The sequence below is a fragment of the Lunatimonas salinarum genome, from assembly GCF_017811155.1.
GTDB lineage: Bacteria > Bacteroidota > Bacteroidia > Cytophagales > Cyclobacteriaceae > Lunatimonas > Lunatimonas salinarum.
Genome location: NZ_JACVCV010000004.1, coordinates 222,368 through 244,011, shown reverse-complemented (window position 1 = coordinate 244,011; position 21,644 = coordinate 222,368). Strand labels below are relative to the sequence as shown.

The window sequence follows — 21,644 nt, the reverse complement described above, 5'->3', positions numbered from 1 at the left end:
CATGGACAAGCATAGAGCCCGGTCAAAAACCAGCAAGCAGGATCGCTTGCGCTTTCTAAAGCACCTGCTACTCGATGTAGAAGCCCTTGAGGAGATGCTCCGGCAAAACTTGATCGAGCGAAACATTCAGCGGATCGGTGCCGAGCAAGAGTTGTCCCTGGTTGACGCCTATTATAAGCCCTCAAAAAAGGCTCCAGCGGTTTTGAATAGGGTGAACGATCCCCATTTGACGACCGAGTTGGCCCTTTATAACCTTGAGATCAATCTGGATCCGTTGGAATTAAAACGGCAGTGTTTTGTCAAGATGGAAAAGCAGCTAAATACCTTGCTGACTAAAACCGATCAGGCTGCCAAAGCAATAGGAGATAAGATCATCCTGTCTGGAATATTGCCTTCGATAGACGTGCGTTCGGGGGAGTTGGATTATATGACGCCAAATCCACGTTTTTTTGCCCTGGATGAGGTCATCAGGCAATTGCGGGGGGAGGCTTTTGAGTTGAATATACTGGGGGTGGACGAGTTGATTTTGGCACACACCAATATTTTGTTTGAAGCCTGCAATACAAGTTTTCAGTGCCATCTACAGGTGGATCCGGATGAGTTTGTAGACCAGTATAATTGGGCGCAGTTGATTTCCGGACCAGTGCTTTCCGCTTGCACAAACTCGCCGCTGTTGTTTGGAAGGGAACTTTGGAGCGAAACCCGTATATCGCTGTTTCAGCAGAGCATTGACATCCGCAGCAAGGGATATCACCTCCGGGAAAAGGAACAGCGCGTTTCCTTTGGGAGGGGCTGGATAAGAGAGATTACTGAAATTTACAAGGAGTCCATTTCCCGTTTTACCCTGCTCCTGCCAGACAAGGTTGAGGAGGATTCCATGCAGGTATTGGAGCATGGAGGTATTCCCAAGCTGGCGGCTTTAAACCTGCACAATGGAACCATTTGGCGCTGGAATAGGCCTTGCTACGGTGTGGGAGGGGGTGTGCCGCATCTCCGTATCGAAAACAGGTATTTACCATCCGGCCCTTCTGTGATTGACCAAGTGGCCAATTTGGCTTTTTGGGTAGGTCTGATGAAGGCGATGCCCGACCACTATCGCGGCAGTTGGCGCCATAAGTCCTTTGAGGACACCAAGGCGAATTTTTATCGCGCGGCCACCTCAGGCCTGCAAAGCTGCATGGTTTGGGAAGGTAGGACGATTCCTTCCCGTGAGTTGTTGCTTGACCACTTGATCCCCCTTGCGGCTGAAGGGCTTCAAGCATGCGGACTGGACGAAGCAGAGCGTAGCCGGTACTTGTCGGTGATCGAGGGCAGGGTGAAAAAAGGATTGGATGGCAGTGTGTGGACGGTAAAGGGATTCAGAAAGCTAAAGAAGAAAATGTCAAGAGAGGAGGCCATGGTGGGTATCACGTCCATTCTCTACGAGCGGAGGAAGACCGGAGCACCTGTTCATACCTGGCCCCTTGCGGCTCCCAGTGAAGCGGAAGGTTGTAGGATGCCCTACGATTGGATTGGAAACTTTATGAAGACCGACTTGATTACTGTTCAGGAACAAGATCTTCTTGATTTGGTGGAGAAAATCATGGAATGGAAAGGCATACGTCATGTGCCGGTAGAGGACAGTCATGGAAATCTGAAAGGGCTGATCACCCGCAAAATGATCGAAAGCGTTAAAGCGGATTCAGGCAAAGGGAAGTGGCTTTCTGCCAGGGAGGTCATGCGCACCGACCTGGTCACGATAGGAAAGGATGCAGACATTAAATTTGCCATCCTGTTAATGGTGGACAAACAAATAAGTTGCCTGCCGGTAGTGGAGGGCAACAGATTGATTGGGTTGATCACGGATAGGGATACCCGTGAACTATGGCAAAAGATGAAAAATGATCAAGCCTGAGCAAAAGACCGAAGAAATTACCAAAGCTTGGTTGATGGATGATCGGTACCTCGTTAGATATGAAAAGGGTAAGGGTTATCCTACGTTGGTCGCCTTCGTAGGTATTCATGGAAACGAAAAGGCTTCTATCAAGGCGGTAACTGACTTGATGCAGGAGGGCAGCCTCCATCCAGATAGATTGAGCGGGAATGTATTCATTATTAGGGGAAACCGAAGGGCACTGGCATTAGGACGTCGCTTTGTTGACAAGGATCTGAACCGGATTTGGACAGGAGAGAACCTTGCGTTAGTTAGGGATATTCCTGAGGCCCAGTGGCCGCCTGTGCACGAACTGGCCGAGCTGCGGGAACTGGATGGTGTTATTTCCGAGATTGTGGCGGAGTATGGGCAGGGAGAGCTTTTCTTTTTGGATCTGCACACCACCTCTGCGGAGAGTGGTGCATTTCTCCCATTTAACGACTCCCTGGCCAACCGGCAGTTAGCGGCGAAGTTTCCCCTGCCATTGATCCTTGGAATAGAAGAGTTCCTGGATGGCCCCCTGATGAGCCATATCAATAATCTGGGATACCCGGCCTTGGGTTTTGAGGCAGGTAGGCATGAGTCGGACACCTCCGTTATCAGGCATCGAGCCTTTTTTATCTTGATGTTGGTCCAGTGCCGGATCCATTCGCTTTCACCTTCAAGGATCTTCGAGCTAGAGCGATCACTGGCATCCTCCGTAACCATTTCCCCTGGATTTTACGAAATTCTCCATCGGCACGAGGTGTTGCCTTTGGATGGATTTGCGATGGATCTGGGATTTGTAAATTTCATGCCGGTCAGAAAAGGGCAGCGGCTTGCGGCTGATAATACCGGAACGATCGTTGCCAAGTTCGGCGGTCGGATTTTTATGCCTTTATACCAGACAGAGGGCAGCGATGGTTTTTTTATCATCGAAAAGGTTTCCTCATTTTGGATGCATCTATCCAAATGGTTACGGCAACTTGGTTTTTCGAAACTGATAACCAAGTTGCCTGGAATCAGGAGGGATGCGGTGGAGGCAAATATGTTTTTGGCTGATACCCGGGTAGCCCGTTTTCTGCACCGGGAGATTTTCCATCTATTGGGCTACCGTGTGAAGAAAGGTAGTTCAAGCCGTTTCCTCCGATTGGTCAGAAGGGATTAGGGAGTTGTTTGGGGTCCCGTATTTACCAAATGCTCGAACTCTGCCTTGGTGACCGAAAACACGGTGCCATGTTTGGTTCCTTCCGGGAAACTAACCTGGTCTGAAATGTCCTCCCAGTTTACCAAATCATAAGAAGCCACCGCGCCCATTTGATGGTCGATGTATTTGTCGAAGTAGACGATCCATCTGTCTCCCACCTTGGCAGGTGTAGGCCCTTCTGCCCAATAGTCTCCTGTAATCGGCGCACTTGCAGGTCCGTATCCTTCCGTTAGCCGATTGCTTTTAGCTATTCGAATATTCTTCTGGGCAGGTTCACGGGTTTCGTCTTTGATAAACAGAATGTACTCGCCGTCTTCCTTGATCAAGGTGCCGTCAATTACATTAAATCCGGGTTCGTAGAATAGCTTGGTTTCCGAAAAAGTTTCGAAGTCTTTGGTGGTGACGTAGTATTTGCGGTGGTTGTAGGCATTTTCTTCTTGGGATTGCGTCTCCGGGTAAAGCCCCGTGATCGTGGTAGACCAAAAGATCATATAGAGGCCGGATTCCTCATCGAAGAATACTTCGGGTGCCCAGGTATTCCTCGCCCCTTCTTCGTGGGCCATCACAGGGATGAATCGTTGCTCAGACCAATGGATGAGGTCTTCGGAATTGGCATAGCCCATCCCCTTTTCATTCCAGCTTACCGTCCACACCATATGGAATTTTCCATCAGCCCCGCGGATGATGCACGGATCCCGCATCAGTTTGTCTTCGCCCGCAGTGGGTGTGAGGAAAGAAGTTCCTTCCGCCATCGCTTCCCAGGTAAACCCGTCTTCCGAATACGCCAAGTGCAGGCCGTCTTCTCCGTTGCCTACAAAATAGGAAAATAAGTACACCTCTTCTTCCGTCTCCGCTACTGTCTGGTTGTTTTCTGTAGAAGGGGACCCACCGCAGGATAACAGGATGAGCATGGCCGATGAGAGGGCGAGCAGGCTTGGGCTATTCATAGTTAAAAGGTCTGATCGGGTTCGAATGATTTGCGGTGCAAATTACACATCTTGCCGGTCTTGTCACCGCTTGTTGGTAGATTTTCGAGGTGATGCTGCTTTTTTTGTATTTGACGGCGATTTACACGAATTGTGGTAGTGGCTTAAGGCAGGCGCTTTTTGATAGGTGAGTGGTTAGTGGTTTTTTACAGTAACGAGTGAATCGGTCTAAATTCCCGTGCTTTTATTTGAATTTTATTTTGAAACGTTATGAAAGCAGGACAGTGCAGGATGGACTATTATTCTTCATAGACTAAGTTTAGGTATAATTTATTTTGGTTTTTTCGTTCTTGGAAAAATTAAAATAAACTATAAAAAACAATAATTTCAACTTAACCTAAACACGTATGTATCGGACAGTGTACAAATTGCACAAGGGCAAATGGTTGCTTTTGTGGGTGATCGGTTTATTTGTCGGGTCTGCGGCCTTTGCCCAGCAGACTCGAACGGTGACCGGAGTAGTGAAATCCCAAGGAGACTCGGAATTAATCCCGGGGGTTTCCGTATTGGTAAAGGGTACCCAGCGGGGAACCGTCACGGATATTGACGGCGAATTTACCTTGGAGGTGTCCAATGGGGAAGTGCTTGTGGCCAGTTTTATTGGCTATGAGACCAAGGAAACCGAAGTAACTTCCAGCATCAGCCGGTTGGAGATTTTTTTGAATTCATCCTATTCAGACCTGGGTGAGGTAATCGTGGTAGGATATGGTACGCAGCGAAAATCGGATCTAACCGGTTCGGTGGGTTCAGTAAGCGCCGAGGCCCTACAGGAACGTCCTGCAGCCTCCTTAAATCAGGCACTTTCCGGAAGGATTCAAGGGGTTAACGTATCGGTGAATTCCGGAAGACCGGGAGGACGTGCCAACATCCGTATTCGAGGCAACACCTCCGTAAGTATCGCAAATGACCCGCTTTATGTTATTGACGGAGTGATCATCCATGCGACGGGATTGGCTAATGGAAGTACGCCAATAGACTACATCAACCCCAATGATATCGCATCGGTAGAAGTGCTGAAGGATGCCTCTGCTACCGCTATTTACGGAGCTCGGGGCGCCAATGGTGTTATTTTGGTTACTACGAAGCGTGGAAGCTCAAAGGGCGGTATCATCACCTACGATACAGACTTTAGTGTGGGTGTTTTGCCCCGCAAAATACCCTTGTTAAATTCAGAGGAGTTTTTGAGGGTAGAGGAGTTGGCTTATCAAAATGCTCAGAAATACGATCCCAATGGATTTGCGAATGGTATTTATAGAGATCCTAGGTTAAAGCGGACGGATCCCAGGTTGTTTGATTCCAACGGAAACCCGCTATATGACACCGACTGGCAGGATGAGTCATTCCGGCAGGCCCTTACCCAAAACCACCAGTTGGCTTTTACCGGCGGAAATGAAAAAGATAGTTATGGTGTGTTTTTGAACCATCGTAACGAGGAAGGCCTCATGCGTGGGTCTTGGCTTAAGCGATATGCCGCCCGTTTTGTATTTGACAGTCAGATCAAGGACTGGCTGAAAGTAGGAGGTTCCCTCGCCTATAATGATCAGCGGGAGAGTCAGATAGACCCCCTTGGTGCCGGTGGTATCATTGCCATGCGCCAAGTGTTGGAGGCGCTGCCGATCATCCCCGTAAGATATCCTGACGGAAGCTGGGGTGGCAACGAGCATTATCCCGGCATGGAAGGTGGAAATAACCCGCTGCAAGTGGTAGAAGACAGGGTGTACCACTTGAATACGCAGACCGTATTGGGAAATGTGTATGCCAATTTTTACTTGGCAAAGGGACTGGAATTTAGGTCTATTCTGGCAACCAATATCATTAATCAGCGCATCGATTACTATGGTGGCCGCATGCTGAACTTTATCGCCAGAAACCAGCGCGGGGATGCCTCTGTGACGAACGATCGACACAATTCATGGCAATTCGAAAATTACCTCACATATAACAAGGAGATTGACGAAAATCAGTCATTCAGTGCTTTGCTGGGGCTTTCCTGGCAGCAAGTGGACCGCTTCAACTCCTTGGCACGATCTCAAGATTTCCAGGATGACTATTTCAAGTTCAATAACCTAGGGGCAGGCGCAAACGTCTTTCAAACGCAGTCTGGCACCTCTTCTTATGCCCTGAACTCCTACTTCGGACGTTTTAACTACAACTTGAAGGAGAAATACTTGGTAACCTTCACCGGAAGGATTGACGGCTCGTCTAAGTTTGGTGCAGCCAATCAATATGCGGTATTCCCATCTGCTGCGGTAGCTTGGAGGGTCTCCGAAGAGGATTTTCTTAAGAGCAGCAATACCGTTTCCAATTTGAAGCTGCGTGCCAGCTATGGTGTTACCGGTAACTCGGAAATACCGGCCTTCCAGTCTCTGGCAGGTATGGGGAACTATACCGTCATTTTCGGAGATCAGCGGGCAATCGGTTTGGGGGTAAATCGACTGGCAAATCCAGACCTTCGCTGGGAAAGAACCTTTCAGACCGATATGGGAATGGAACTCGGGCTGTTTAACAACCGACTAACGCTTGAATTGGACCTGTATCGAAAGCTCACTAGAGATATGTTGTTAAATGCGCCGGTTCCATCCAGCAGCGGTTACTCCACCGTTACCCAAAATATTGGTAGTATGGAAAACAAAGGCGTTGAAATCGCTTTAAACTCTGTGAACGTGGATACCAAAGGGTTTAAGTGGGATACACATTTCAACATCTCCATGAACCGTAACACCGTGTTGGAGCTAACGGGTGGAGCAGATATTTTTACCGGATCGACCATTATCCGGGAAGGTGAACCGGTGAGTTCGTTCTTTGGATTTGTTCACCTAGGGACCTGGAATCTCGATGAGGCGGATTTGGCAGCAAGCTTTGGAAAGCGGCCAGGAGATATCCGGTACGAAGATGTAAACGGAGACGGAGCAATCAATGACCGTGACCGCGTGGTGATGGGTCAGGGTATACCCAAGGGCTTCGGAACGTTGATGAATACCTTTTCCTACAAAAACTTTGAGCTGTTGGTAGACCTACAGTTTATGTATGGCAACGGCGTACTTTGGAGAAGCAAGCACTCCGCAGAGGATCGTACAGGTATTGCCAACAGTTTTAAAACAGTGCTGAATGCGTGGACGCCTCAAAACCAAGATACCAATATTGCAGAAATTCGGCCCATGTCTGCCGGTTACAATACCTTTAATGACACCGACCGACTACAGGACGGATCGTTTTTACGAGGTAGAAACTTGATGTTTGCTTATGTATTCCAGCCTCAGCTTATAGAAAGGTTGCAGCTGAGCAGGTTGAGGGCTTTTGTGTCCGTGCAAAACTTCTTTTTGTCCACGCCTTTCCAAGGATATGATCCGGAAGTCAGTACTTCAGGTGCGGCATTTGATCAGGGAGTGGACCTATACGCCTATCCCAAGCCAAGGGTGTTTATGTTGGGACTTAATATAGGGCTTTAAGCAGCGAAAAAATTTGGAAATTATGAAAAAGCATATAAAACATATATCTAGAACCCTGATCATCGGTCTGATACTGGTGACCGGCTGGTCTTGTGCCGATTTTCTGGAAGAAACAGATAAGTCGAACTTTACACTCGAAAACTATTTTACGCGTCCGGAACATGCGACGAGTGTGGTCAATACGATTTATGCCGGACTGTCTCCCATCATGGCGAGCGGGTTTGGCGGCGGACCGTGGATGATGCTGGAGTTCGCAACGGGATTGGCAGATACCGAATTGGGACAGGCCCAAAATAGTCTGTTTGTGCGTTCGCTGATTAATAACTCCGATAATGGTTACGGGCAGACCTATTGGACTACCTACTACAGGGCCATTGCAAACGCCAACTTGGCGATAGCTAGAATCCCCGATATTCAAATGGATGAAACGGCTAAGAACCGGCTTCTAGGTGAGGCTCGTTTTTTACGGGCGTACTATTACTACCATCTCGTTCGGATTTTTGGTGAAATACCTCTGATTACCAGTGTGATAGATTTGACTTCTCCGGAGATGTACGCAGCGCCATCGTCCGTAGAGGCGATATATGATCAGATCGTCCAAGACCTTACCAGCGCAGAGGCAAGCGGCCTTCCGTTTCGGGAAGGCACCGGTAGAGTGTCTATGGGCGCGGTGAAGAGTATGTTGTCCAGTGTTTATCTGACGATGGCAGGTTACCCGCTTCAAAAGGGAGCTCAGTATTATCAGCTTGCCGCTACGAAGGCAAAGGAAGTGATTGACTCGGGGCAGTTCACGCTATTTCCCGAATACAATGACCTGAATACCGTTGAGTTGAAAAATCAAGGTGAGTTTATCTTTATGATTCAATATGCGGCCTTTATTCAGCCCAATACGGTTCAGCAGGCTATTTTGCCCTATAATAGGGGCATCAGTCAATACAATGCGGAAACCGGTGGCATCTTTGCGAATGCAGACTTTGTAGGTTCTTTTGAGCCGGGAGATAAGCGTACCGAAGAGAAGCAGTTCTTTTTTACCGAGTACACCCTCCGAGCGGATAGAAGCCAAGTGTTGCAATTAGGCGACTATTATATCTGGAAACATTTTGATGAAGTAGCGCAACTGGAAACCACTAGTAGTGGCATGAACTGGCCGGTGTATCGCTATGCCGAGGTACTGCTTACTTATGCAGAGGCGCTCAATGAAGCCAACGGCCCATCTCAGGCGGCCTATGATGCGGTAAATATGGTCCGAAGAAGAGCGAACCTGCCCGATTTGCAAGGGTTGTCTCAGGACCAATTGCGTCAGGCAATTTGGAAAGAAAAGTGGCACGAGCTGTGTTATGAAAATAAAACATGGTTTGACATGGTGCGACTGCGAAAGGCGATGAACGTTTTTACCGGCGAATTCGAAGATTATGTTGGCCATCAGTTTGCTTACGGGCCTACCGTGACGGCAAGAGAACTGCTCTTTCCGATTCCTACTGCAGAGATCAGGAACAATACGAACTTAACTCAAAACCCTGGGTATTGATTTGTTCGGCGTAAAATGGAAATCCATGGAGGCAGATCTCGGTTTGCCTCTGTGGATTTCTTTTATTTATTTCGCAGGCAAACTGCGAGGGCTTTTTTGGCTTCTGTCAAAAAGAATTATGGAATCTAGCCAAATTCCGATATATTGACGGGAGTTTTCGGTCAATGAAATCAGCGTGATTGCCGTACAATGCCTCAACAAATCAACTTACTAACCAAAAATAAAGAACGAATGAAAAACCTACAAAGGGGAGTAATGGCTTCCCGCCGGTGGATTACCCTTGCATGTGTGATGCTTCTTATGGCAAGCGTCAGTTATGCCCAACACGGGGAAATGTGGCTGGAATACGCCGGAGTACAAGGCCCAGGAAAGGGTAAAACGGTCGTTTTGATCAGTGGAGACGATGAATACCGGTCGGAGGAGGGCATGCCCATGCTGGCCAAGATCCTCAGTACCCACCATGGCTTTGATACCAAAGTGCTTTTTGCCATTGATCCCGAAAAGAAGGAAATCATCCCCAACTATAAAAGCAATATCCCGGGGCTTCACTTTTTAGCTGATGCCGACCTGGTGATCATGTTGGTCCGTTTCAGGGAGCTTCCCGACGATCAGATGAAGTTTATCGACGACTATGTTCAGGCAGGGAAGCCGATTATCGGACTGCGGACTTCTACTCATGCGTTTAATTACAGCAAAGATAATCAAAGCAAATACCGTAAATACCATTGGATGGCCAATGAGCCGGGTTGGCAAAAAGGATTTGGAAAGCAGATTTTGGGAGAAACCTGGGTAGCTCACCATGGCCACCATGCAGTAGAAGGTACCCGCGCGATGATCGATGGGGTGTCTCATTCCTCCAAGCATCCCATACTACGTGGGGTAAAGGATATTTGGGTTGCGTCGGATGTCTACACCGTTAACGGGTTGGGAGATGACGCAGAGGTATTGATTCACGGGGCTGTCACGAAAGGAATGACCGCCGATACGCCTATCAACTGGGAAAAGGCCCTTATGCCGGTAGCTTGGATACAATCCTATACCAGTGAGGCAGGAAACACCGGGAAAGTGTTTACATCCACCATGGGAGCGTCCGTAGATCTGGAGAGCGCCGACCTTCGAAAGCTAATCGTCAATGCGGCTTATTGGTGCCTAAATATGTCCCATCATATAACCGAAGACACCAAGGTCGATTACGTGGGCGCTTATAATCCAACCATGTTCGGATTCGACAATTGGCGAAGAGGCATGAAAGTTGCCGATTTTAAATAAAAATCACCTAATAAATCCGTTGTGTCAACGGCAAATGATAAGCAAATGAAGAATAAAATTGGATTCAATGTACTGGCTTGGTCTGCAGCTGTTTCCGACGACCTCAAGCCCATTATTGACCGATTAAAGACCACCGGGTACGACGGGGTAGAGTTTTTGGTGGGGGCGCCGGATGAGCAGGCCTACAAAAACATAGGTAAGCATGTAAGGGACTTGGGGATGGAGACCACTACGGTGTTTGTATTGGGACCCGATGAAAACCCCATCGATCCAAATGCAAGTGTAAGGGCAAAGGCGTTGGATAAGATCAAATGGACCATAGACCGTTCCTATGATTTGGGTGCAAAATTGATCTGCGGGCCTTTTCATTCCGCATTTACAGTGTTTGCCAAGCGGGCTCCGGAGGAATCGGAGTATGACCGCAGCGCAGAGGTTCTGCACAAGGCGGGGGACTACGCGCAGCAGGCAGGGATCTTGTTGACCCCGGAAGCGCTCAACCGATTCGAGTGCTATCTGTGCAACACAATGGATCAACTGATTCACTTGTTGAAGAAGGTTGACCACCCACACGTGAAAGCGATGTTTGACACCCACCATGCCAATATTGAAGAAAAGAAGCTCGGCGATGCCATTCGCAAGATCGCTCCCATGCTAGGGCACGTCCATATCAGCGAGAACGATCGTGGTACTCCAGGTTCCGGTCATGTTCCCTGGGACGACGCATTCTCAGCCTTGGCCGAGGTGGGGTTTGACGGGTGGCTAACCATTGAGGGCTTTACCCGAAATGATCCTGATTTTGCCAACTCCATTGGAGTATGGAGGGAGTTTTCCCAGCCCTGGGAAATGGCAGAAAATGGTCTCAAGTTTATTAAGGAAATGGGAGCCAAGCATGGCCTCTAGCCTCATGTTATCATAACAGAAAACCTCAAACTAACTCTTTACACAGATGATGAAATTACCCTTCCGTTTCGGAGCAGAAGTATATACTTGGTTTATGGCTGGTAATGGGGAAACCCATAAAGGCCAGCTTGCCCACATGATAGATATCATAGCCGATGCCGGCTTTGCCGGTATTCAGCCAATTTTCACCTGGATGGGGCCGCTTTCTGATCCAAGTCTACTGGCAGACAAGCTAAAGCAGCGGAACATTGACCTTGCTGCGGTGGCCTTGGCTTTGGATTGGAACGGATCGAAGGAAACCGACGAAGAGCGGCGCATAGCCGATGACGCCATCAGCATGTTGGAGCAGTTTCCCGGCTCTGTGTTGTGCACTGTACAGATTCCAACCGGCAGGCACGATTTGGAGAGCAGACGTAAAAGCCTTACCAGCATCGTGAATGAGGTTTCGAAGCGGGCAGCAGATCGTGGGGTGGTCAGCAGCTTTCACCCCAATTCCCCTCACACCTCAATCACCCGCACGGAAGAAGACTACAAAGTTATCTTAGAAGGGTTGGACGCTTCCGTTACCGGCTGGTGTCCAGATGTAGGGCATATCATCAATGGTGGCATGGATCCCTTGGCAAAGATGAAAGAGTACCAGTCTCTAATCAATCACGTGCACTACAAAGACTGGGATGGAAATCCGGAGTTTACCTTGATGGGAAATGGCAAGGTGGACTTGGTAGGGATTACCCAATGGCTAAAGGATATCTCGTTTCCAGGCTGGATCATCTGTGAAGATGAGGGGCAGGAGGCGCTGGTGGATCCTGATTTTGTCACCCTACATGATGGGAAGTGGATTCATGAAACTTTGGTCAAACAACTAACCTAATCACGATGCCGACGGTTAACGCAAACGGAATAGACATTTATTACGAAACTCGGGGCAGCGGAGAGCCTTTGTTGCTCATTATGGGGATCACCGCCCCCGGGTCGGTATGGGAGAAGCATGCCGCTGCCTGGGAAAAGGACTTCACCTGTATACTCATGGATAATAGGGGTGTCGGCAGGTCATCGAAACCTGCGGGGCCTTATTCTACCGAGCTGATGGCGGATGACTGCGCCGCGTTACTTGATGCCTTGGGTATTCCAAAGGTGCGGGTGGCGGGTGTTTCCATGGGGAGCACGATCGCACAGCAATTGGCCATTCGTCACCCAGAAAAGGTCAAGTCGATGGTTTTGATGTGCCCTTGGGCCCGTTGTGATCAAAAGGCCCGCGCAATTTTCGAGCTAATGGTAGACTGTAAGGCGCGTTTTAGACCGGAAGAATTTAGCCGTTTTATTCAACAGTTGATCTTTTCCAAAGCATCTTGGGATGATCCCGAGACCTTTCAGGGGATGCTAGCGGATCGCAAAGCAGCAGCAGCAGACCCGAATCCCCAGCCTTTGGTAGGGCTGGAAGGGCAAGCGGCGGCTTGTATGGATCATCAGGTGCTGGAAGAGCTCAAAAAGCTACAGGTTCCTACCTTTGTTGTGGGGGGGGATGCGGATGAATTTACACCTAAATGGATGACAGAAGAGGTAGCCGAGGCCATTCCCGGATCCGAACTCCACATTTATAAAGACAGTGGGCATGCCTTCCATTGGGAAAATTTAGCAGATTTTAACCGGAGGGTAGGTGATTGGTTGAAACGGAATTGACAGGGAGAAGCGACTTGATTTTTATTCCGCAAACCATTGTTAATAAATTGTTATGTTTTTGTAAACAATTTGTTTATTTGCTAGATTTCATTGCTGAATAATCTATGCAAATGGTTAAAGTAAAAGTTAGGTTGCTTCCCGGTACTGCACTTAAGTGGTTGGTGCTCGGTATTTCGGTTCTTCTGTTTCTCTATATAGTGGCCATATACGTTTATTTGGAAACTCCCCATCTAAGACCTTATCAAGAGTTTTTTATTCGGCTATTCGACTTCAATCAGGAAGCGAATGTGCCTTCTTTTTTTTCTGCCATACTTTTGCTTGCTACTTCCTTTTTGTTGTTTTTAGTTTCATTTTGTGAAAGGAACTTTCACCGTAATTATTGGGGTTGGATAGGGCTTGGAGTGGTGTTCTGTTTTTTGGCAGTTGACGAGGCTACCTCCATACATGAATTCCTGATTGGGTTTTTTAGAGAGAAGTTTAATCTTTCAGGCTTCTTTTATTATGCTTGGGTGGTTCCCTACGGTATAGGGATCATCGTTTTGGTGTTTATGTACATTCCGTTTTTTTTGAAACTCGACGTTAAAATGTTCAAACTAATGATGTTGTCGGGATTGATTTTTGTCACCGGGGCGATTGGATTTGAAATGCTCGGTGGGAGGGCGTTTGAGGAAAATGGGCTGCATCTTAGGTTGATGATTTTCTATACAGTGGAAGAACTGTTGGAGATGTTGGGAGTTTCTATATTCTTGTACAGCTTACTTGATTATCTTTCCCGCGAAAGCAGAAAGCTGTCTATCATGTTTGCCCCAAAGTCAGCCTACCACGTGGTTCGATCAAGAAGCAGGACAGTGCAGGATACTTTATTCAGGTGATCTTTTATCTTTGACCGAGGAATAAGCATTTCCGAAATCTTTGTAATAATCCATAAACATAACCTGCGATTCTTTTAGAAGAAACTCGTCCACGAGCCACGGCTTTTGAATCCAAAATAACGTATCATGCAGCTATTTTCTCTCATTATCCCTTTTTTCGCAATTTGGTTTGCAGAAGAAGGTGCCCTCCCAAAGCACGTTACATTTAAAAAGCAGCTGATTGCGGCGGAAAGCGCGGAATCCGCCGGGGTATTCGATGTAAACAATGACGGCCACCTTGACATTGTATCTGGCAGTTATTGGTACCAAGGGCCGGAGTTTAAAAGGAAGCATTTCATCACCGTGTTCGATCGGGTAGGCGAGTATTTTGATGATTTTTCGACTATCCCCATGGATGTTAACGGGGATGGCAATATGGATTATGTCACGGGAGGCTGGTTCGGTGCTTCTTTGGTTTGGATCGAAAACCCTGGAAACAACAGCGCATGGAAGACCCACGAGATTTACAAAACCGGCAATGTAGAGACTACCCGTGCTTGGGATGTAGATGGAGATGGACAGCTTGAGGTAGTTCCGAATACGCCCAATAAGCCCCTGGCCTACTATAAATTAGTCCGCGATGCGCGGGGAAATGGCACGGGCACCTTCGAAAGGATCGAGGTGGCTGCCTCCCACGGTCATGGCTTGGGATTTGGAGATGTGAATGGGGATGGCCGTGGAGATTTTATCCTTTCAAACGGCTGGCTGGAGGCACCATTGGATCTCCGTTCGGGGGCCTGGAAGTTGCATGAGAGTTTTAATTTGGGAGGGGCGAGTATTCCTGTGCAGGTACAAGATGTAAATGGGGATGGCCTAAACGACTTGATCGTGGGACAGGCACATGACTATGGTCTTGACTGGTACGAACAAGTGCTGGAAGGACAAACCCGAACCTTTGTAAAACACCCGATTGATCCGTACCACTCCCAGTATCATTGCTTGGAATGGGCGGATATCGATAACGATGGACAAATGGAATTAGTGACTGGAAAGCGATACCGTGCCCACAACGGCAACGACCCGGGCGGGCACGACCATTTGGGGATGTATTATTTCAAGTGGAATGGGGAGTCGTTTACAAAAAACGTCATTTCCTATGGGCCATTTGGAGAGGGAAAGGGATCGGGGATTTATTTTGCGATCGCAGACCTGAACCAATCCGGTTTTTTGGATATTGTCGTCGCCGGAAAGGATGGCTTGGCAGTTTTTTACAATCAGGGCCACTAAGTTTAACGAAATGATCACACAAAATTGACCACCGGTTTAAGGTACTTGTGTAGATTTGATCCCATGTTCGTTCTAATAAAAAATACTCTTTCCCATTTTCTCAGTAAGTGCCCCGTCCTCGTACTTTGCGGGATGGTTGCTAATTTCGTAGGATAGCGATTCTTTCTTATCATAAAAAGATATACAAATGCGCAAATTACTTTCTATTTGTCTGGTATTACTGGCATTGCCCGGTTTCTCTCAACAGGTTGCTACCGGGTATGTGTACGAAGACTTCAATCAAAACGGGAAGCGTGAACGCCGCGAAAAAGGTATTCCAAATGTTTCTGTTAGCAACGGCACAGAGGTGGTGTTGACAGATGAACGGGGCAGGTATTCTCTTGAGGTGGGAGAGGACAACATCCTATTTGTGATCAAGCCAAGCGGTTACTCGGTACCGGTAAATGAGGCCAACCAACCCCAATTTTTTTATCTACATAAACCTGCAGGATCACCCAGTATGAAATATGAGGGAGTAGCACCAACGGGCCCACTGCCCAAATCCGTCGATTTCCCATTATACCCAGCCTCAGAGTCCACCGATTTTACCGCGCTGATCTTTGGGGATTCCCAGCCATATACCACGAAAGAGTTGGCTTTTTTTCGGCAATCGGTGGTGGAAGAAGCCAAAAATGAGAAGCAAGCTGTCTTTGGGCTTACCTTGGGGGATTTGGTCGGGGATGATCTGACGCTCCATCAGCCTTATGTTCAGGTGATCAAGGAAATAGGGCTTCCTTGGTATAACCTAATGGGAAACCATGACATGAACTTAGATGCCGATCGCGACGAGTGGAGCGACGAATCTTTTGAGGCGAGCTTTGGACCGGCCAATTACGCATTCAATTACGGGGCGGCGCATTTTATCGTATTGGATGATATCCTTTATCCGGATCCGAGAGATGGACAAGGGTATTGGGGTGGTTTTCGTGCAGACCAACTGGACTTCGTGGAAAACAATCTGAAGCATGTTCCAACCGATAAGTTGGTGGTATTGGCCTTTCATATTCCAATATTTCATGTAGACGAAAACTCCTTCCGTGACAGCGATAGAAGGAAGCTTTTTGATTTGCTCGAAGATTATCCGAATGTATTGGCCATGTCCGCCCACACCCACCTGCAACGTCAGAATTACTATTCCATGGAAGATGGGTGGAATGGGGCCAAGCCTTTTCACGAGTTTAACGCAGGGACGACCAATGGCGACTGGTATTCTGGCAAATTGGACGAAAACAACCTTCCCGTTTCCACTATGCGGGACGGCACTCCCAAGGGTTATACCCGGTTAAATGTGTCAGGAAATAGCTATAAGCTTGCATACCAAGTGTTGGGCAAGCCTGCCGATTATCAGATGCATGTATTTCATCCGCAGGTAGTGGCCAATAATCGGGGTACCCAAGCGGGGATATTCGTTAATTTTTACATGGGACATCAGGAGGATCGGGTGGAATACCGCATAGATGGAGGCGAATGGAGACCAATGGCATGGGTAGATGCTGCCGATCCGGCATTCGTCCAAGAAGTGATGGAATGGGATACCGCTGATAGGCTGATCGCTGGTAGGCGTCCCTCCAATCCGGTAAATAGTACCCATCTATGGCGGGGGGCGATACCTACCAACCTTGGAAATGGGTCTCACCAAATTGATATTAGGGCTACCGACCGCTTCGGAATGGTGCATAAGCATCGAAGTACCTACCGAATAGCAGACCCGGTTGCTTTTTAATTACCCGAAAATAAGGCCACAAAAAACAGGTGCTTCCCACTGCTAAGCAGCTGGTTTTTCCTGAAACCTCTTGTAAGTTGCCCGGCTGATTGACTCAATCAGCCGGGCTCTTTGGTGGGAAAGGCTGCCTATTCTTTAACTGTATAATAGCGTAAATCGAGCCGAATGAGAGAATATAGGTTGGGACGAAGTAAGGAAGAGGTAATCGCGCTGTTTCCCGAGCGGGCAATCAAACAGGTAGCGCTGGGAGATCGAAAAATCTGTGTGGCGAGAATCGGCGAGCGCTTTTTTGCATTTGAACGGCTCTGTCCGCATAGAATGGCCAGCCTTGGCGAGGGTTGGATCACTGCGTTTGACGAGGTCGTATGTCCTCTTCATCAGTACAGGTTTGAGTTAGGATCGGGGCGGGTATCCTCTGGAGATTGCCGAGACCTGATTTGCTTTCAGACAGTCCTGGATGATCGAGGATTAGCGATTTTGTTTTAATTATAGGTGTATTTTTCTGAATTTTGTGGAATTAAATACTGGGTTTGGTTTCTTTGTAAAATAAAGTTTTTTTAAATTGATCTCGGTTTGGGCAAGGCTGCTATTAAAATGAAATTCCGAGATATCCGTGTATGGTTGTATGTGTTTGGCCTTACCGCCTTAGTAGCCATTTACCTGTACCAACAGTCTATGAGTCACAGGAAGGAACTGGAATCCCAATCCATCAAGGCAGTAATACTCGGAAAAAATAACCTTCAGGCGGCGTTTCACAATTATCAATATCAGCTTGATGAGTACCTCAGTCGAAATTACCTCGCACTGACCGGTGGGTCATTGGCCGATCAGGCCGAGAAGATTGCAGCTATTTTCGACGGTAATCCAAAATTTAAGCTGAAACAGATTCGGATCCTTTCAAAGCAGGAAGCGGCAGAAAAGCAATTCGAAGCATTGCAAAGTAGGGTTGTTTTAAGGGATAGTTCTTCCAGCTTGTTAGTAGAGAACTATTTTTTTGATTTAGCGGGAAAGATTCCTGGCGGCAACATAGGCAATGAGTTTTTTGTAGGGGAAGCCGATGTGGAGAAGCGGTTTGATGCTTCATTTTTTTCCATTCCAGCAGATGGAGAGGCGAGGAGCCTGACGTTTTTAGTAGAACACGAGTTACCTTTTTATCGATTGATGGAGGATAATCTTCCCTTGAGGTTTTTCGACCGGTTGTTTCTGTTGGACGCGGGTGGAGTGGTCGTTTATCCCGCTCGTTACAGAGGCAGAATCTTGCTCGATCCGGCCACGATGGACCATACTTCTGCAATCGATGCGGAAAGCAATATGCCCGTTGTAAAGGCGGGAGAGCAACTGTTTAAGATGAATCTTGGTGCGGAGGAATTTGAGGCCTTTGTATCTCCTTTTTTGCTGGCAGGTGGCCAATATTATCTAATGGGTTTGAAAGAAAGTGTGCAATTTCAGCGGGCGGCTTATCGTATAGACTTCAGCGTGTTGAGTGTATTGGTCTTGGTGTTGGTTTTGGTGCTGTTTGGTATTCCGGTTATTGGCATTTTTAGTCTGAGTGCAGGAGATGTGTTAAGTAAGGGAAAGGTGATAGGGATTGGATTGTCCCTGATTTTTTTGGCGTTGGTGGCGGGTTATACATTCGGATTTATTCAAAATCAACGTACTTCTGAATTTGACGGGGAGCTGCTTAGCGAGCTGGTTGACGAGGTTTCTAGACAGTTTAAGGACTATGATTCCCTACTTCATCGTTTTTCGGAAATTGAAGATAAAGACGAAGTAGCCAAGGATACGCTAATCGGTCTTCCGGTCAATGAGTACATTCAGTTTTCTTCAGGTGGTTTTATTGAGAAGTTGGGTATTCCGGGGACCGCCATGATGGGGCTAGGCGATCAATCGTTTATAAACATCCAACATAGAGACTATGTGATTGAGTCCAAGCGTAATCCGTCGAAGGTCTTTTTGTCCGCACATTATTCTAACGCCACAGGCGCCTTGGAGGGTGTGGTCAGTTTGTTTCGGGGAGAAACCGGGAATGCGATTACATTTAATGTGAGTGGCTTGGTAAGTAGTGAAATGAGCAAGCATCGCTTCTTTGTGTTTAAGCCGGACGGGAAGGTCATCATGAAAAGCGCCGGTATGGAAATGCCGGTAAATAACCTTCAGGATGCCATTGAAGAGGGAGTTTGGTTCAGGATTCAAGCCCTGCTGGAAAACAACGCAGCTAGAGATCGATCCCGTACTTGGGAAATGCCCCTATATGTCAACGGGCACGAATACCAGGCTGTTTTCAAGCGATTGGACTTTGATGGATTTTCCTCGGAGGTTTGGGTGATGTATTTGGTGGACAAGAGCCTCCAGGATTCCCTCTACATTCTTACAACGTTTGAAACCTTGGCTTTTCTCTTTCCCTATCTGTTGGTACTTGGATTGCTGGTTTCATTTGTGTTTTTAGCCAGTTTGCAGCCCATCTACCTGCGTATGCGGGAGTTTTCATTCGATTGGTACCGCCCCACCCCCTCGAAGCGGAATCAGTACCTGTTTGCCAACTACGTCTTGGCTTTTCATCTGGTTGGCTTCTTGTTTGTGTACCTGGTGATTCCCTTGACGTTGTTTTCGATTTTCCTTTGGTCTGCCCTGATCGCAATAAGTGGGAGTATTTGTAATTTTGTGCTTTTGTTTCCCGATCCAAAAAGGGGCCTTGGAAGTAGGGAATTCAACTTCCTGGCTCCTGCTTTGTTTGTGTTTTTACTGTTAGTTTGTGGATTGGGGGTGTTGAATTCCTATGCATTGGAAGGGCGCTATTTTTACCTGAGCACGTTGATGCTGACCTTGTTGGGGGTGGCGGTCACACTCTGTTTGGTGACTTCGGCTAAGGGCAGAATGCCCAGGCTTAAGCCGGACTTCAGTGGGAAGATCAAGGGTTGGAAGCGGATTCATTTCCGTCTCACAAAAATGTGGAATTTTATAACGCAGCTTCAGGTAGAAAAGCGGATTTTCTCGCTAAATTTTTTGCTGTGGATTATTGTCTTGGGCTTCTTGCCTGGGTATGCGATCCACCGGCAGGTTTTTGTGCAAGAAGTGTATATCTGGAATGCCCCGTTGGGCGGGGAGCAACAGACGCCCGGTATTCGGCCCATTTCCGGCTTTTACCGCGACTTGATTTCCATTCACGAGCAGTTGAGGCGGGTAAATTTCAGCCGACTGACCTACCGGACAGATGAAGAATTGCGGGGGTTTTTGGCGCCGGACATTCGTGCCATAGAGGCATCCTTTATGCTTCCCAAGCAGCTTTACTATGGCAGTGGCAAATCGTCCCAATCAGCATCAATCCTTCATTTGATTTCCCAAAAAATCGGGCAGACCCCGGTGTTTTTGTTGACGACATTTCTGTTGATGGGCCTGTTTTTCAATTTGATCATGCGGGTAAGCAAGCGCCTTTTTCTGGTGGACTATTTATTTCCGGTACAGAATAAGCGATTGCCCACTGCTTGTGTCACACGGAAGTTCACCTTTGTTATTGGGTTGGATAGTAAGAAAATTGGTAAGTGGATTAGGTACCACTACCTGACAGGCAAGAGCCAAATGTTGGTTCTTTCCGCTATGGAAGATGGGAGTTCTTGGCCCGAGGAAGAAGTGGGATATCACGCGGTGCTTCTTGAAAACCTGCATTGTTTGGAGACTGCGGCGGAGGTATTGGAGGTATTGGAACGGTTTAAGGAGCGGTTTTTCGAGCGAAATATCCTCCTGTTCATTTCTTCAGGTAGGTCCATTCAGGATCTGATGGGTCCGGGCACTGCAGAAACTGTCGTGTTACGTATTACGGAAATCATGAAGCCGTTTCTTTTCTACGTCGTCCCGCTCAATTTTCACCAAGAAGTATTGCTGCTACCGCACGATGGTGGGGGCTGGGCTGCCATGTCGGAGGAAAATAGGCGGGTTTTTCGTGAGAAGGTGAAATCTCCATTATTTAACGACCCGCTCGTTACCGGATTAAGCGAAGAGCTGATCTACGGAGAAAACCGCGCCGCATTGGCTTGCCTGCTTACCGACGAGCTATTGGAGGAGTCCCTTGAAAGCCGGGTTTCTCAGGATCGCTATGAGAAGTGCATTCTCTCCATTCAGCGGTACAACAAAGCCTTTTTTATCAACGTGTGGTCAAAGCTGAATATGAGAGAGAAGAAGCTGTGTTACTATTTTGCATTGGAGGGGTTTATAAATTATACAATGCGGGATGTCATGGCCTCGCTATTGCAAAAGGGCGTTCTTAGCTTGGATCCGACCAAGGACAGGTTGCGCCTTTTTTCACTTGCTTTTACCAATTTTGTCCTTGCCAATACCGCTGAGGAAGAGTTGGAGGCTTTCAGGAGAGAAGAAAAGGCCAAAGGTACCTCGAGGTTGGTACAGGCGGCTTCGATCAGTTTTGTGTTTATTTCGGTGTCTGTTATTGGGTTCTATGATCCCAACATACTGGATCGCAGTGTCGCATATGTAAGTGCAGCAATAGGTCTTTCCGGGACAATATATAGTTTTTTTCAAAAGGGATTCAAGAGCATCTGGTCTGGAGATTCCTAGCTCTGGTATGATTATTGTTTAGAGGGTTTCGTAGAACGTATTCGACTCGTTTTCAGTCTTCCGGTATTTGAACAGGGGTTTTTACTGAGTCGCTGATAATCAATTTATTGGTTTATTGCCTACGGAGGTCTTGTGGGTATGAAATCACTTCTGCCACTTTGTATTTGTTTTCCGGGCAGCGTACATTTCATACCGACATATACCGGGTTCATACAAAAAAAATGAAAAAAAATTGCTATGTTTAATCCTATTTGATACATTTGATCGA

The 21,644-nt window shown here is 47.5% G+C and carries 14 protein-coding genes; 13 read left to right on the top strand and 1 reads right to left on the bottom strand.

Features of this window, described 5'->3' with window-relative positions:
* The first annotated feature begins 1 nt into the window (after window position 1).
* Together IAQ59_RS06595 and IAQ59_RS06590 are read left to right on the top strand one after the other, a co-directional pair.
* On the top strand, window positions 2–1,894 hold the full coding sequence (locus IAQ59_RS06595) for a CBS domain-containing protein (RefSeq protein WP_209329996.1): 1,893 nt from the start codon (window positions 2–4) through the stop codon (window positions 1,892–1,894).
* The gene (locus IAQ59_RS06590) at window positions 1,881–3,059 is read left to right on the top strand and encodes a M14 family metallopeptidase (protein ID WP_209329995.1); all 1,179 of its coding nucleotides are present in this window, start codon (window positions 1,881–1,883) and stop codon (window positions 3,057–3,059) included. The genes IAQ59_RS06595 and IAQ59_RS06590 overlap by 14 nt, the downstream gene beginning before the upstream one ends.
* On the opposite strand, the gene IAQ59_RS06585 is transcribed toward IAQ59_RS06590, so the two are convergent.
* Window positions 3,056–4,045, bottom strand: a complete 990-nt coding sequence (locus IAQ59_RS06585) for a glycoside hydrolase family 43 protein (protein WP_209329994.1) — start codon at window positions 4,043–4,045, stop codon at window positions 3,056–3,058. The genes IAQ59_RS06590 and IAQ59_RS06585 overlap by 4 nt on opposite strands.
* Before the next feature lie 386 nt (window positions 4,046–4,431).
* On the opposite strand from IAQ59_RS06585, the gene IAQ59_RS06580 reads away from it, so the two are divergent.
* The 11 genes from IAQ59_RS06580 to IAQ59_RS06530 all read left to right on the top strand — a co-directional run bounded on the left by IAQ59_RS06580 (window position 4,432) and on the right by IAQ59_RS06530 (window position 21,376).
* Window positions 4,432–7,533, top strand: coding sequence for a SusC/RagA family TonB-linked outer membrane protein (locus IAQ59_RS06580; protein WP_209329993.1), 3,102 nt, complete (start codon window positions 4,432–4,434; stop codon window positions 7,531–7,533).
* Between the two features lie 22 nt (window positions 7,534–7,555).
* Window positions 7,556–9,061, top strand: coding sequence for a RagB/SusD family nutrient uptake outer membrane protein (locus IAQ59_RS06575; RefSeq protein ID WP_209329992.1), 1,506 nt, complete (start codon window positions 7,556–7,558; stop codon window positions 9,059–9,061).
* Window positions 9,062–9,292: 231 nt separating this feature from the next.
* A complete protein-coding gene (locus tag IAQ59_RS06570; RefSeq protein WP_209329991.1) occupies window positions 9,293–10,330 on the top strand; it encodes a ThuA domain-containing protein in 1,038 nt (345 codons plus the stop codon).
* Between the two features lie 45 nt (window positions 10,331–10,375).
* Window positions 10,376–11,230: a sugar phosphate isomerase/epimerase family protein gene (locus IAQ59_RS06565; RefSeq protein WP_209329990.1), complete on the top strand. Its 855-nt coding sequence runs from the start codon at window positions 10,376–10,378 to the stop codon at window positions 11,228–11,230.
* A gap of 46 nt (window positions 11,231–11,276) precedes the next feature.
* Window positions 11,277–12,101 carry a sugar phosphate isomerase/epimerase family protein gene (locus tag IAQ59_RS06560; RefSeq protein WP_245189468.1) on the top strand — a complete coding sequence of 275 codons (825 nt, stop codon included), beginning with the start codon at window positions 11,277–11,279 and terminating at the stop codon, window positions 12,099–12,101.
* Between the two features lie 5 nt (window positions 12,102–12,106).
* Complete coding sequence (locus IAQ59_RS06555) at window positions 12,107–12,910, top strand: alpha/beta fold hydrolase (RefSeq protein WP_209329989.1); 804 nt, start codon at window positions 12,107–12,109, stop codon at window positions 12,908–12,910.
* A gap of 110 nt (window positions 12,911–13,020) precedes the next feature.
* A complete protein-coding gene (locus IAQ59_RS06550) occupies window positions 13,021–13,782 on the top strand; it encodes a hypothetical protein (RefSeq protein WP_209329988.1) in 762 nt (253 codons plus the stop codon).
* Between the two features lie 126 nt (window positions 13,783–13,908).
* Complete coding sequence (locus tag IAQ59_RS06545; RefSeq protein ID WP_209329987.1) at window positions 13,909–15,048, top strand: FG-GAP repeat domain-containing protein; 1,140 nt, start codon at window positions 13,909–13,911, stop codon at window positions 15,046–15,048.
* Between the two features lie 187 nt (window positions 15,049–15,235).
* Window positions 15,236–16,810: a calcineurin-like phosphoesterase C-terminal domain-containing protein gene (locus IAQ59_RS06540; RefSeq protein ID WP_209329986.1), complete on the top strand. Its 1,575-nt coding sequence runs from the start codon at window positions 15,236–15,238 to the stop codon at window positions 16,808–16,810.
* Between the two features lie 165 nt (window positions 16,811–16,975).
* Window positions 16,976–17,296, top strand: coding sequence for a Rieske (2Fe-2S) protein (locus tag IAQ59_RS06535; protein ID WP_209329985.1), 321 nt, complete (start codon window positions 16,976–16,978; stop codon window positions 17,294–17,296).
* A 108-nt stretch (window positions 17,297–17,404) separates the two neighbouring features.
* A complete protein-coding gene (locus IAQ59_RS06530) occupies window positions 17,405–21,376 on the top strand; it encodes a hypothetical protein (protein WP_209329984.1) in 3,972 nt (1,323 codons plus the stop codon).
* Window positions 21,377–21,644 lie beyond the last annotated feature (268 nt).